General features: G+C 67.2%; 16 protein-coding genes and 1 tRNA gene. 9 read left to right on the top strand and 8 right to left on the bottom strand.

Annotation, left to right across the window (positions count from 1 at the left end; all coding sequences use genetic code 11):
• Positions 1 to 263 (bottom strand): NAD(P)-binding protein (locus tag F8178_RS05190; RefSeq protein WP_317493476.1); only part of this gene is annotated, 263 nt, incomplete at its 3' end.
• A gap of 129 nt (positions 264 to 392) precedes the next feature.
• Between F8178_RS05190 and F8178_RS05185 the strand changes: the two genes are divergently transcribed.
• Together F8178_RS05185 and F8178_RS05180 are read left to right on the top strand one after the other, a co-directional pair.
• Positions 393 to 977, top strand: a complete 585-nt coding sequence (locus F8178_RS05185; RefSeq protein WP_317493505.1) for a TetR/AcrR family transcriptional regulator — start codon at positions 393 to 395, stop codon at positions 975 to 977.
• 227 nt (positions 978 to 1,204) lie between these two features.
• Complete coding sequence (locus tag F8178_RS05180) at positions 1,205 to 1,657, top strand: hypothetical protein (RefSeq protein ID WP_317493475.1); 453 nt, start codon at positions 1,205 to 1,207, stop codon at positions 1,655 to 1,657.
• An 84-nt stretch (positions 1,658 to 1,741) separates the two neighbouring features.
• Here the strand turns inward: F8178_RS05180 and F8178_RS05175 are convergent, their stop codons facing one another.
• Positions 1,742 to 1,963, bottom strand: coding sequence for a DUF3618 domain-containing protein (locus F8178_RS05175; RefSeq protein ID WP_317493474.1), 222 nt, complete (start codon positions 1,961 to 1,963; stop codon positions 1,742 to 1,744).
• Positions 1,964 to 2,121: 158 nt separating this feature from the next.
• Between F8178_RS05175 and F8178_RS05170 the strand changes: the two genes are divergently transcribed.
• The 6 genes from F8178_RS05170 to F8178_RS05145 all read left to right on the top strand — a co-directional run bounded on the left by F8178_RS05170 (position 2,122) and on the right by F8178_RS05145 (position 6,994).
• Positions 2,122 to 2,195 (top strand) — tRNA-Leu (locus F8178_RS05170).
• A 121-nt stretch (positions 2,196 to 2,316) separates the two neighbouring features.
• Positions 2,317 to 3,444: a class I tRNA ligase family protein gene (locus F8178_RS05165; RefSeq protein WP_317493473.1), complete on the top strand. Its 1,128-nt coding sequence runs from the start codon at positions 2,317 to 2,319 to the stop codon at positions 3,442 to 3,444.
• A gap of 153 nt (positions 3,445 to 3,597) precedes the next feature.
• Positions 3,598 to 4,014, top strand: coding sequence for an SPW repeat protein (locus F8178_RS05160; RefSeq protein WP_317493472.1), 417 nt, complete (start codon positions 3,598 to 3,600; stop codon positions 4,012 to 4,014).
• Between the two features lie 226 nt (positions 4,015 to 4,240).
• A complete protein-coding gene (locus F8178_RS05155; RefSeq protein ID WP_317493471.1) occupies positions 4,241 to 4,648 on the top strand; it encodes a DUF6292 family protein in 408 nt (135 codons plus the stop codon).
• Between the two features lie 308 nt (positions 4,649 to 4,956).
• Complete coding sequence (locus tag F8178_RS05150) at positions 4,957 to 6,207, top strand: hypothetical protein (protein ID WP_317493470.1); 1,251 nt, start codon at positions 4,957 to 4,959, stop codon at positions 6,205 to 6,207.
• Between the two features lie 88 nt (positions 6,208 to 6,295).
• Positions 6,296 to 6,994, top strand: coding sequence for a phosphoribosylanthranilate isomerase (locus F8178_RS05145; RefSeq protein ID WP_317493469.1), 699 nt, complete (start codon positions 6,296 to 6,298; stop codon positions 6,992 to 6,994).
• 63 nt (positions 6,995 to 7,057) lie between these two features.
• Here F8178_RS05145 and purU read toward each other — a convergent pair whose 3' ends face one another.
• Positions 7,058 to 7,957 carry a formyltetrahydrofolate deformylase gene (purU, locus tag F8178_RS05140; protein WP_317493468.1) on the bottom strand — a complete coding sequence of 300 codons (900 nt, stop codon included), beginning with the start codon at positions 7,955 to 7,957 and terminating at the stop codon, positions 7,058 to 7,060.
• A 206-nt stretch (positions 7,958 to 8,163) separates the two neighbouring features.
• On the opposite strand from purU, the gene F8178_RS05135 reads away from it, so the two are divergent.
• Positions 8,164 to 8,361 (top strand): hypothetical protein, encoded by a 198-nt coding sequence (locus F8178_RS05135; protein ID WP_317493467.1) that lies wholly within the window; start codon positions 8,164 to 8,166, stop codon positions 8,359 to 8,361.
• Between the two features lie 25 nt (positions 8,362 to 8,386).
• Here the strand turns inward: F8178_RS05135 and F8178_RS05130 are convergent, their stop codons facing one another.
• From F8178_RS05130 to F8178_RS05110, 5 genes are all read right to left on the bottom strand, one after another.
• Positions 8,387 to 8,641: a hypothetical protein gene (locus F8178_RS05130; protein WP_317493466.1), complete on the bottom strand. Its 255-nt coding sequence runs from the start codon at positions 8,639 to 8,641 to the stop codon at positions 8,387 to 8,389.
• A gap of 173 nt (positions 8,642 to 8,814) precedes the next feature.
• Positions 8,815 to 9,840: a tryptophan--tRNA ligase gene (locus F8178_RS05125; protein ID WP_317493465.1), complete on the bottom strand. Its 1,026-nt coding sequence runs from the start codon at positions 9,838 to 9,840 to the stop codon at positions 8,815 to 8,817.
• 10 nt (positions 9,841 to 9,850) lie between these two features.
• Positions 9,851 to 10,009 (bottom strand): hypothetical protein, encoded by a 159-nt coding sequence (locus tag F8178_RS05120; protein WP_317493464.1) that lies wholly within the window; start codon positions 10,007 to 10,009, stop codon positions 9,851 to 9,853.
• A gap of 294 nt (positions 10,010 to 10,303) precedes the next feature.
• Complete coding sequence (locus F8178_RS05115; protein WP_317493463.1) at positions 10,304 to 12,529, bottom strand: heavy metal translocating P-type ATPase; 2,226 nt, start codon at positions 12,527 to 12,529, stop codon at positions 10,304 to 10,306.
• Positions 12,526 to 12,843: a metal-sensitive transcriptional regulator gene (locus tag F8178_RS05110; RefSeq protein ID WP_317493462.1), complete on the bottom strand. Its 318-nt coding sequence runs from the start codon at positions 12,841 to 12,843 to the stop codon at positions 12,526 to 12,528. Before F8178_RS05110 ends, F8178_RS05115 begins: the two co-directional genes overlap by 4 nt.
• Positions 12,844 to 13,009: the final 166 nt, after the last annotated feature.

The following is a 13,009-nucleotide window of genomic DNA, read 5'->3' as shown; positions in this document are numbered from 1 at the left end:
AAGATCTCGTGTTGCGGGGAGAACGCCCGGGTCCAGTCGGGGTTCTGCTCGTAGGAGAACGAGTACATGTGCGACTGGATGTCGCACGCGCAACCGGGATAGGAGTTGTCACGCCACGTCCCGCCGACCTCGTCAGCCTTCTCCAACACAATGAAGTCCTTCCGGCCTTCCTTCAGCATCTGGATGGCCATACCGAGACCAGAGAATCCGGTCCCCACGATCACCGTGGTTGCCTGCTCCACCCGATCCGCGCTGCCGCTCATGTCCACCTCAATCCCTCGTCGTCGACTCCGCCACGAACTTACCATGAGTAGGTTACTAGCGGTAGAGTTACTTCGGGTAGACTTCGGGACGTGGCCACCGCATCGAACAGTTCAACTCCCCGCAAGCGCATGCCGCGCGCGCAACGCGAGCGACAGATGATCGATGTCGCCGTGGCGCTCTTCGCCGAACGCGGCTACGTCGCCACGGCCATGGACGACATCGCCGAGCGCGTCGGCGTGTCCAAGCCGATGCTGTACGAGTACTTCAACTCCAAAGAGGGGTTGCTGATCGCGGCGATCCGCCGAGCACGCACCGACCTGCTCGCGGTCACCGAGCAGGCGGCCAGTGACGCCACTTCGGCGGAAGAGGCACTCTGGAAGGGCCTGTACGCGTTCTTCGAGTTCATCGAGGAACGGCGCACCGAGTGGTCACTGCTCCGGCACGAGCTCGCGCTGGTCGGCACCTCGGCCGCCGAGGAGGTCGAGGCGATCCGGCGGCAGCAGACCGAGTTCAACGCCTCGCTCATGCGCGCCTACCTCCCAGGGGTCTCGGACATCGAGGTGGAAGCCGCCGCCGAGTTCCTGGTCGGCGCGTGCGAGCGCATGGCCCTATGGGCCGAGAACTATCCCGAGGTCACGGCAGCCGACGCCACCGGCTATACGATGGACATCCTCTGGAACGGACTCGGAAGCAAGCAGCCCGCCGGCTCGTGATGTGTGACACTCCGTGACTGTTACCGCAGCGTCACGGGTACCGCGTAAGCCATCATTCCCGTGCCCCGGAAAGTTATGCACGATCCCGCATCTTCCCTGCCTCCACCGGGGTGGCTGACGAAGATGCGCACTTTTCTCATTGACTCGCGAGGACTTCGCGTCATACATGGGTGGCGGCGCGATCTCCATCGGGAGAAGATGGGAACGACGAAAGGGGCGAGAGTCCGATGGTGGAGCCGATCACCGCGAACTACGTCGAAGAGAGCGAGGACTGGAGCGTCACCGTGACGGGGGTCGGCCGCGAGCTCAGCGCTCGCGCACCCGGCCTCATCGCCGCCCGTGATCGCGCCGAACAGCTCGTGGACAAGCTCGAACCCGACCAGGAGAAACGCGCCGTCGTCCACATGCTCAACGGCAGCGCCGTCGACTTCACCGTGAAATACATGGAAGCTCGGATCGCGCGCACCGTGGCCACCGACGGCGAGGGCAACATCACGGACGCGAGCATCGACGCGGATAGCCGTGATCGATCCGACGAGTCCGACGGGAGCGACACCGGCGAGCAGGACGTGGCATTCGCGACGGAATCCGCGTCGCCGGACGTCCCCGAGCAGGCCAGCGACCTGTCCGAACAGGCCAACCAGGTGACCGAGCAGCGGCAGAGCGAGTTCAGCGCCTGATCCGCGGGGGTCTGCACGATCGATGCCCGACCGCAGGCCGGGCATCGATCGGGGCAAGGTGGCTGCGGCCGTCCCGCACGGGAACTAACGCAGCAGCTTGCGCAGTAGCAGGGCACCGATGAGCGCACCGGCACCGATCAGCGGGTACTTCACCTTGGGCTCGGCGAGAGTGGCCCGTACCGAGGTCTTGGCCGAGTCGGCCAGACGCCTCGGGCTGGCCCTCTCCCCGAGCTGATCCAACGTGGCCGCGAGACCGTCCCGCGCCCGCTCGATGTCACGCTCGATACTCTCCTGGTCGCGAACCACGTTCCCTCCTCGCATCGCAGGCGGGTCGCCGACGTCACCGCAACCGGGAGACGTCGGGGCGAACGCTGCTCACAGTAGATCACGCCGACACGCGCCGCGGTAGCGGTACTCCGATCACCGGACACTCAGGCGTTGGTTACCCTTTCGGGAGGGAAAGCGGGCCCGTAGCCCAATTGGCAGAGGCACATGGTTTAGGTCCATGCCAGTGTGAGTTCGAGTCTCACCGGGCCCACATCGGCGAGCCGTGACGCCCAACATGGCATGCCAGTGTCCTAGACGCAGCATGTCCGAGCTCCCAACACGGGGTGTTGTAGCCCCCGACACGGTGGGGGGCTCTGTCGCATACTCGACCCATGGACGGACACGGCCCATGGGAAGCCGAGGGGGCACTCCAGCTGGCAGGGCAGCGGCTCGCGCTGTTGGACAGCGCCCGCGTCTACGCCTGCGGCATCACCCCGTACGACGTGACACACCTGGGACACGCAACCACCTTCGTGTGGGTCGATATGCTCGGCAGGGCGTTGCGGCTGCTCGGGATCGAGCCCGACATCTGCCGTAACGTCACCGATGTCGACGACGTGCTCGACGACGCGGCCGCGCGGGCAGGCACCGATGCCGAATGGTTCGCGGCCGTGGGCCAGTTCCAGTTCGATACCGAGATGAACCAGCTCAACCTCAGATCGCCGCAGCACGAGCCCCGTGCCCACCGCTACATCCCCCACGTGGTGCGACTCGCGCGCCACCTGCTGCACAGCGGCTCCGCCTACGCGCGCGAGGGCAGCGTGTACTTCAAGGGCGGTCAGGTACCCGCCCGCGCCGGAATCGATCACGACAGGGCACTCGAGCTCGCCGCCGAGTACGGCGGGCGGCCTGACGACCCAGCGAAGGATCACCCGCTCGACGTCGCCGTCTGGCAAGCCTGCGGCCCCGACCGTGTCGGGTGGCAGTCGCCATGGGGACGGGGCAGGCCGGGGTGGCACGCCGAGTGCGTGGCCATGTCCGCCTCGGTGTTCGGGCCTGCCGTGGATGTGCACGGCGGTGGGGCCGACCTCGCGTTCCCGCACCACGCTTACCACGCGGTGATGGCCGAGGCCCTCACCGGAGTGGCCCCCTACGCGCGAGCTTGGTTCCACGTCGGCACGGTCACCGTCGAGGGCGAGAAGATGGCCAAGTCCGCGGGGAACCTGGTGCTGGTGTCGGATCTGCTTGCCGAGCACCCGGCGGCCGCGATCCGCATGATGATCCTCGACCGTCCCTGGCACACCTGTTGGGACTACTCCCCCGAGCTGCTGGACACCGCAGGCGCCCGGCTGGAGGAGTTGTACCGCGCCGCAGGGCGCTCCAGTGGCAGTGCCGCTGCGCAGCAGCGGGTGCGCCAGGCACTGGCGGCCGACCTCGACGTGCCCACCGCCCTCGACATCGCTGTTGACAGCGGGGGCGATGCCGCCCGCACCCTGGTGACCGTGTTGGGTCTGACCTGAGCTCCCGGCACAGGCACGATCGATAACGCTTCGAACTCCACCTACCGCGACACCTTCCGTACCCGGTCACTGCGCGGATAATGGATACAGGGGTTGTTACTCCGTGGAGGTGGTGTGATGACTACCGAAAACACTTCGGGTAGCACGGCTCAGATGAGCGGACACCCGGACATCGTAGCCATGAACGCGCGTTACGAACGCATGGCCGAAACGCCGCTCGCGCAAGTCACGGATGGGTTGACCGTGCTTGCCGGGCTCTTCGTGGCGCTGTCGCCATGGATTGTCGGGTTCACCCAGTTCGGCGGGATTACCGCCAACAACCTTGCCGTCGGCCTCGCTGTGGCGGCACTCGGCGCGTGCTTCGCCCTGGCCTACGAGCGGAGCCACCGCCTCACCTGGGTATGCCCGCTGCTGGGTGTATGGACGATCATCGCGATCTGGGCAGTCGCCGGTACCGAGATGACCGCGAGCATCGTCCTGAGCAACGTCATCGGTGGTGGTCTCATCGTGCTGCTCGGCCTCGCCGCCATGATCCCGATGATCCGGGCACGACGGGAGGGTCGTACATAGCTCGTACGAGCAGGACGAGACCGGGCGGCCGGATCGACTCGTCATCGGGCGATCCGGCGCCCGTTCTCACGCGTGGCCACACAACGGCAGTCCACTGCCCATCTTCGCCTACCGTATCGCTCGAACGGAGTAAGGATTACCCGTTCGGCGGCTGGCGGCGCAGCCTCACGCTGCTAAGTTCGACAACTGGGCCACGCGATTCGTGCGCCCGTAACGGAGGCTGGAAGTGAGCGCCGGGACCGGCAGCATCGATCACGTCGAGTACATCGATTCCGAGGGCGGCCTCCGCCTACGTTCGGCAACGACCGCCGCCCCGCATCCGGTTACCGGCGACGAACGCGCCTTCGGCCGCTACGTGCACAGCGTCGCCGCGGCAGTCGGCGTACCGACCCATGCAGTGCTGTATGAGGTGGCCGAGTACGCCTCCGCATACCTCGCACTGGACCAGCTGGCCACCGACGGTTCGACTAACCTGATGCTGACCTGGGACGAGGAAGGTGGCTGGGCCATCGCCGCCGAACCCGCTCCCGGGGAACGGGCGACCGTCCTCGCCCGCATGGGAGGTCCTCGCCTGCCCAGTCCGCGCGCCGTTGCGCGTTTCGTCGAGAACACCCTTCCCCGCACCGGTTCATAACCCTCCTACGCCGGCCGAGGCCACCTGAGTGGCGGTACCCGAGCGCGTCCCGAAAGGGGAGGATGAGCCGGTCTGCGCCGCGCGGCCGACCGGAACCGGGGGGCACCGTGCGTATCCAGCAGGTTGATCCGGGTGGTCACGCGACCAGCCACCCGTAACTTCGTCTACCCATCGGGCAGGGGTCAACTATGCGCAACCGGATACGCATGTTCATCCTCTCCCTCTGCTCGGTCGGGCTCCTGCTTGTCACCGCAGCACCGGCCACCGGAGGGCACTCGGACGACGAACACTCCCGGAACATGGGACTGATGTCGACCATCGAACGATCCAGCGAGCAGGTGCAGTCCGATCTCGCCTTCCAGGGCAATCTCGCGTTCGCAGGCAACTACAACGGGTTCCGGATCATCGACATCTCCTCACCCGCGAAGCCGACCGTCCTCGCCGACGTGTGGTGTCCCGGGCCGCAGAACGACATCTCGGTCTGGGACGACGTGATCATCCTGTCGGTCGACACCGTGATGGCCTCCGACGAGTGCGGCGCCGAACCGCTCGACGACCGGACCGATCCGACCGGCTGGGAAGGGCTACGGATCTTCAGCCTCGACGACGTGCTGGCCACCGAACCCGACGGCGACGGTTTCGTCCGCCCACAACCGGTGAGCACCGTGTACACCGACTGCGGCTCGCACACCCACACCGGCGTGCCCGACGGCGACCGCGTGCTCGCCTACGTGTCCAGCTACCCGCTGCGCTCCGGCCCGACCTGCGGCCCGGAGAACGCCGAGGAGCTCGGCTACGACCCGCTGCACTCGCAGATCTCCATCGTCGAGGTGCCGCTGGCCACTCCGGAAGACTCCGAGGTGCTCCGCACGGTGCCCATCGACGTCCCCACGTGGGACACGCTCGAACCGCACGGCTTCAACCCGATGCAGGGGTGCCACGACATCCAGGTCGACATGCAGACCATGCTCGCCGCCGCCGCGTGCACCAGCGTGGGGCAGGTCTGGGACATCTCCGATCCGGAAAACCCAGCGACGCTGGCCCCCCTGTGGGAAGTGAACGAACCCGAGGTGGAGTTCTACCACTCCGCACTGTTCAGTGAGGACCGTGACGTCATCATCTTCGGCGACGAGTCCATCCTGCGGACCTGCGACGACGGGTCGGGAAGCGGCCAGCTGTGGTTCCACGACCGCACCACCGGCGACCTGCACAGCTCGTTCCAGATCGACGACGAGATCGGCATGTACTGCTCGGCGCACCTGTTCAACAACATCCCCACCGATAAGGGCAACTACATGGTGGCGTCCTGGTACAACGGCGGCGTCCGGGTCATCGACTACAACGATCCGACCGAACCGGAGCAGATCGGCTCCTACCGTCCGGCGCCGACCGACGACCCGGTGCGTGACGAGCCGGTCGGGCACTGGTCGGCGTACTGGTACAACGGCTGGATCTATGCCAACGACATGGACCGGGGCTTCGACATCTTCCGGCTGGCAGACCCGGCCCGAGCCGGAGCGAAGAAGCTTCCCGCGTTGAACCCGCAAACCCAGGAATAGCTGGGCACGGCACCGCTGTCCGGGTAGTCCCGTACGGGCCTACCCGGACAGCACGCGGGCATCTTACGGCCGGTAGCGTCGGTAGCTTGTGAGCGGGTTGATTCAGGTCGCGGGGGTCATCGACGGTGCCGAGGCACAGCTGCTCTGCGAAGAGGGCGTCGACTGGCTCGGGCTGCCACTCCGGTTGCCGTCCGGCGACGAGGATCTCGGCGAGGCCGAGGCTGCCGCTGTGGTAGACCAGCTGCGACCGCCGCACGAGGGTGTGCTGATCACCTACGTCACCGATGCCGCGCAGATTGCCAGCTTCTGCGCCGAACTCGGGGTGCGTACCGTCCAGCTACACGGTGACGTGCCGCTCGACGAGCTGCGCGCCCTCAAGGCAATGGACCGACGGCTACGCGTGATCAAGAGCCTCGTCGTCCGAGGGGACGACCTCGACGAGCTGTTGAAGTTCGCCCGCGAGTCGGCGGCGTGGGTGGACATGTTCATCACCGACACGTTCGATCCGGCCACCGGGGCCACCGGAGCCACGGGGCTGACGCATGACTGGTCGATCAGCGCCGAACTGGTGCGGCGGGCACCGAAACCGCTGATGATGGCCGGTGGTCTCACGCCGGACAACGTGGCCGAGGCGATCAGGGTGGCGCGTCCCGCCGCTGTCGACGCGCACACCGGACTCGAGGACACCGACGGCCGCAAGGACCGGGCGAAGGTCCGAAGCTTCGTGATGCGCGCACGCCATGCCTTCGCCGAGCTCGACCGGCCGAGCCACCAACGCCAGGTGTGACATCCAACCGTACGGGGAGCACCGCTGGAGGGCCCGTAGCCAGCGTCGCTGGAACGTGCCCCGCTAGAACACCACCGTCCGACCCGCATGGACCAGCACGCGGTGCTCCAGATGCCAGCGCAGCCCCCTGGCGAGCACGACCTTCTCGATGTCACGCCCCCTGCGCACCATGTCCGACACGGTGTCGCTGTGGTCGACCCGGATCACGTCCTGCTCGATGATCGGCCCGGCGTCGAGATCCTCGGTGACGTAGTGGCAGGTCGCGCCGATCAGCTTCACACCTCGCTGGTAGGCCTGGTGGTACGGTCGCGCCCCGACGAACGAGGGCAGGAAGCTGTGGTGGATGTTCAGCGCACGCCCCGCCCAGGACCGGCACAGCTCAGGCGGCAGGATCTGCATGAACCGCGCGAGCACGATTGCGTCCGGGGCGCAGGCGTCCACGATCGAGGCCACCTCGTCGAACGCCGCTGCCTTGCCATCCCGATCGGCAGGGAACGGCACGTGATGGAACGGGACACCGAACGCCCTCGTGATATCTGCGAGCCCGTCGTGATTGCCGATCACGGCGGGTACTTCGACGTTGAGCTCTCCTGAGGCGACCCTGCCCAGCAGGTCATAGAGGCAGTGCCCCTCGCGGGAAACCAACACCACCATGGTGGGTGTGCTCGCGGTGTCGTCGATACGCCAGCGTGAGCCCTCGACCCCGCCGTTGCGCTCCGAGTCGGCATCCAGTGACGCCGCCACCGGCGCGAACAGCCTGCGCAGCTCATCGACCGGATACGGCAGCGAGTCCGCCCGCACCTCCTGCCTGGTGAAGAACCAACCGGTGTCCGGGTCGGTGTGGTAGGCGGCTTCCACGATCCACCCACCGAGCTCGGCGATGAACGACGCGATCCGCGCGACGATGCCGACCCGGTCCGGGCAGCCGAACGTGATGACGTAGCGCCGCTCCCCGTTACCCACCGCTCGCCCCTCGACACGCGTTGCTTACGAGCACCCTCGAACTGTAACCGCGATCACCTCGCCCGCGGACACCGCCCCGGCAGCGGCGACCGCCGCGCGGGGCGGGCTACGACCCGGGGGCGGCACGCCCGCCGGTACGGACGCGCTATCCTGGCCTTCCGGCGGTTGGTGCCGTGGGCAACCCAGTGAAGGACAGCTGACCAGCGATGACCGAGTTCCGATACAGCGCAGCCGAGCGATGCACGTGGTGCTCCATGCGCGCCGTCATCCCCACCGAGGCCGACGCCGATCAGATCGTGGCTGCGGCGGAGCAGCGCTTGTTGAAGTACCGCTGCCCCGCAGGCGACGGGTGGCATGTCAGCTACCCGGCGGCCGAGCACGCGATGCTCATCGACATGCGCTAGTGCCCCGCCGCCGGGAACGCCCGGTTCAGCGATTCATCAGCACGCGACTGGCCAGCCAGCCACCGTAGGCCACGAGCCCAGCGACGCCCAGCTTGCGGGTGCGGCTGCTGGTCAACGCCAATCCCAGCGCGACCTCGGTCGCGCCGTTGCGGTACACCCACTGCCTCGTGTCCTCCGGGAACGCAGCCTCGGACACCGACTCGAAGGCCTGCGGCGCGGCGAAATGCGCCGCGCCCGTACCGGCGAGCAGCAGTCCGACGATGCGAGAAATCTTCGCCATAGCTGGCTTTCCCTTCCTCGTGCACAATCCGGCCCGGAGTCCGGTGACCCGGGCCACTAACCGAGATCGATCACCGACAGCTTACTGACGACAGGCGTATTCAGGCAGTAGGAACCCGCGATTCGTTCCGAACCGGCTGGAACCAGCCTGCGCAGTCGGCGCACATACCCGGCTCAGCGCTCGGGTTCGATCCCCACGGCGGTGCGCACCTGCCGGAGCACGCGACCCGCACGTTCGCGAGCCCGTCGCGCCCCGTCGGCCAGCACGTCGTCGAGCTCGCTTCCCGGCTCCATCAGCGTCTCGTAGCGCTCACGCAACGGGGCGAGACGCTCGTTGAGCACCTCGAACAGCTGGTTCTTCAGCTCCCCCCACCCGAGGCCGCCTTCCTCGAGACGCTTGCGCGTCTCGGCAACCGTGTCGTCTGGGGCGAACTGCGACAGGATCGCGAACACCGAGGAACTGTCCGGGTCCTTGGGCGCCTCCACCGGCGTGCTGTCAGTGGGGATCTTGCGCACCAGCTTCTTCAGCTGCGCTTCCGGCAGGAACAACGGGATGGTGTTGCCGTAGGACTTGCTCATCTTCCTGCCGTCCAGCCCCGGCAGGGTATGCGCGCCCTCGGTGTCGGGAATGATCGCTTCGGGGATGGTGAACGAGTACCTGTCACCGTAGAGGTAGTTGAAGCTTCCCGCGATGTCAGCGGCGTACTCGACGTGCTGCACCTGGTCCTTGCCGACGGGAACCACGTCGGACTCCATGGCGAGGATGTCCACCGCCATGAGGATGGGGTAGTTGAACAGTCCCATGTTCACCCCGGTATCGGGCTCCTCCCCCGCTTCGACGTTGCGGTCCCGCGCCGCCTTGTACGCATGCGCCCGGTTCATCAAGCCCTTACCGGTCACACACGCCATAATCCAGGTGAGTTCAAAGATTTCCGGAACGTCGGATTGGCGGTAAAAGATCGTCCGATCCGGATCCAACCCTACAGCAAGCCATGTCGCAGCCACCGCGCGTGAATAGTGTCGCAACAGTTCCGGCTCCCGCTCTGTGGTCAATGCGTGATAGTCGGCGATGAAATAGATCGACTGGTACTGCTCGGCGAGATCGAGGGCGGGACGGATAGCGCCGATGAGATTTCCCAGGTGCGGCTCGCCGGTCGGCTTGATCCCGGTCAACGAAACCTTGGTTGCTGGCTGCGACATGCCCAACATCCTAGTGACCTGCGTGTCCGGTGCCGTCACCAGCCGTGGGCACCACCACGTTTGCCCGGTCACCGGTGGTCGGATCACCGTACGGTGCCTGCGCGCCCCAGCTGTCGTGCACCCGGCCCGTCTTGTGCGCCCGCACCGTGGAGTACCCGACCGTGCACAACTACCGTTACGGTAACGCGCGCCGGTGCCACAAATGCGGAATGCGTGGCATACTTGCCGTTGAGGCCGTTACTGGTAGCTTCGCGAACCGACAGGGGACGGCATACGAAGGTGGGGTTCCCGACTCGAAATGGATGGCATGTAATCTACCGGCGGCCGTAAAACATTCAGGCTTGATCTACCGTTATACGGACCCGCCGGGCTCCACCCCCAGGCCCGGCGATGAAAGGCCCCCGGCGCTTCCTCCCCCTCGGCGCCGGGGGCCGCTTCATGCCACGGCAGTACTCGGCTGGACTCACCCGACCCGCTCGAAGCGCCGCATGCGCAGCGCGTTGAGCACGACGCTGATGCTGGACAGCGCCATCGCCGCTCCCGCGATCATCGGGTTCAGCAGCGCGGCAGCCGCTGCGGGTATGGCCAGGATGTTGTATCCGAACGCCCAGCCGAGGTTCTGCTGGATGGTCCGGTAGGTCCGCCGGGACAGCCGAATCGACTGCGGCACACCACGCAGGTCGCTACGCATCAGCGTAAGATCGCTCGACTCGATGGCCACATCCGTTCCGGTGCCGATGGCGATCCCGAGATCCGCCTGCACCAGGGCGGGCGCGTCGTTGATGCCGTCGCCGACCATGGCGACCACCTCGCCCTCGGCCTGCAGCCGTTCGATCTCGTCCTTCTTGTCGCCTGGGTGCACCTCGGCCAACACCCGATCGATGCCGACCGTCTCGGCGATCACCTCGGCGGTGCGCCGGTTGTCCCCTGTGAGCATCGCAACGCTCATGCCGAGCCGGTGCAGCTCGCCGACCACCTCGGCCGCATTGTCCTTGAGCGTATCCGCCACCGCGATCACTCCCCTGGCGCGGCCGTCCCAACCGGCGACGACCACCGTCTTGCCGTCGGCTTCCAGCCGGGCGACCGCACTGCCGATCTCCTCAGGCACCGCGATGCCCTGCTCTGCCATCCAGGACGGCCTGCCAACCAGCACCGTCGTGTCCTCGATGGTGGCGCGCACGCCCTGGCCGGTCGGTGCGTCGAAGTCGCTCGCCGCGGGCAGTTCGCCTACCCGCTCGGCGGCGGCCGCCACCACCGCGCGCCCGATGGGGTGTTCGCTGCCCGCCTCTGCGGCGCCCGCGCGCCGCAGGAGCTCCCGGTCATCCCCGTCCGGCTCGGACACGACATCGGTGACGGTCATCTCACCCCTGGTCAACGTGCCGGTCTTGTCGAGCACCACGGTGGTGACCTGCCGGGTGAGCTCCAACGTCTCGATACGCTTGATCAGCACGCCCAGCTCGGCACCCCGCCCGGTGCCGACCATGATCGCGATCGGGGTGGCCAGGCCCAGCGCGCACGGGCACGCGATGATCAGCACCGCTACGGCGGCGATCAGCCCGTTGACAGGGTCGCCCGCCAGCAGCCACCAGCCGGCCAGTGACAGCAGCGCGATCACGATCACGATCGGTACGAACACCCCGGAGATGCGGTCCGCGAGCCGCTGCATCGGTGCCTTGCCGCTCTGCGCGTCCTGCACCATCCGCACGATCCGAGCCAGCGCGGTGTCGGCCCCCACCGCGGTCGCGCGCACCGTCAGCACGCCGCTGGTGTTGAGCGTGGCACCGGTGACAGCATCGCCGGGAGTCTTCTCCACCGGAATCGACTCGCCGGTGAGCATCGACTCGTCGACCGCACTCACACCGTCGACGATCTCGCCGTCGGTGGGGATCTTCTCGCCGGGGCGCACCAGCATGTGATCGCCGATGCGCAGCTCGCCGACCGGCACCGTCATCTCGGTGCCGCCGCGCAGCACCGTGGCTTCCTTGACGCCGAGCTCCAGCAACGCCTTGATGGCATGCCCGGCGCGACGCCGCGCGCGTGCTTCGAAGTACTTCCCCAGCGCCAGCGCCGCGACGATGAACGCAGCCACCTCGAAGTACAAGAAGCCGCCGACGAACAGCGCCACCGTGGAGTAGCCGAACGCAGCCAGCGTGCCCAACCCGATCAGGGTGTCCATATTGGCCGAGCGTTGCAGCGCGCGCTGGACCATTCCCTTGAGGAACGGCCACCCGACCCAGAACTGCACCGGGATGGTCAGCGCCAGCTGTGTCCAGCGAGCGGCAGGGTGCTCTCCCAGCTCGCCCGAGAACATCGCCAGCCAGACCACGATCAGTGTGGGTGGCACGGCCACGAGGGTGCGGACGAACCACATCCGCTGCTCGGCCGCCTCGGGATCGTCGGCGCTGTCGACTCCGTCCTCGACGGGGTGCAGCTCGTAACCGATGTCGGAGACCACGCGTTGCAGGGCGCCCACGTCGACCTCGCCGGACTCGGGGATCACCGTGGCGCGCCTGCTCGCGAAGTTCACCTCCGCATCGGCCACGCCCGGCTGCCTGGCGAGGGTCTTCTGCACGCGTGCCGCGCACGCGCCGCAGCTCATCCCCTCCACAGCCAACTCGACACCCGCTCCGGTCGAACCGTTACGGGCGCGCTCGGCCGCCTCACGTTGTTCGGTACGTCTGTTGCTCATTCCCCCACCTCCTTGCCGTCCAGCGCCGCACCCGGACCGGTCAGCGCCGGGCTGAACTTGATCGCGTCCACCAGCTCGTCGATCGCCGCCTGCCCGTTGCCGCGCAGCACGGCCGTGGAGAAGCACGTCTCCAGGTGGTTGTGCAGCATCACGCGATTCGCCCGCTCGAGCGAGGACTGCGCCGCGGAGAGCTGCTTCATCACGTCGACGCAGTAGGTGTCCTCTTCCAGCATCCGGATCACACCGTCCAGATGCCCGCGCACGGTCTTGAGCCGGTTCAGCGCGTCCCGCTTGCGACTGGTCAACTCGGCCACTGTCGCCTCCCTGCTCGATTCGATGCCCGACTTCCACCGTACACCCCACCCCACCCGGGGTGGGATATCGGGTGACGAAGGCCACCGCTCCGATTTCGGCGGGCGGTGCGGGTCGCCCACCTCACCCGGGCATCCCCCGCGCGCATGACCACGAGAACCGGCAATT

The organism is Haloechinothrix sp. LS1_15 (assembly GCF_033042135.1).
GTDB lineage: Bacteria > Actinomycetota > Actinomycetes > Mycobacteriales > Pseudonocardiaceae > Haloechinothrix.
The sequence above is the reverse complement of the archived record's forward strand: the minus strand, read 5'-3'. Positions and strand labels throughout refer to the sequence as shown.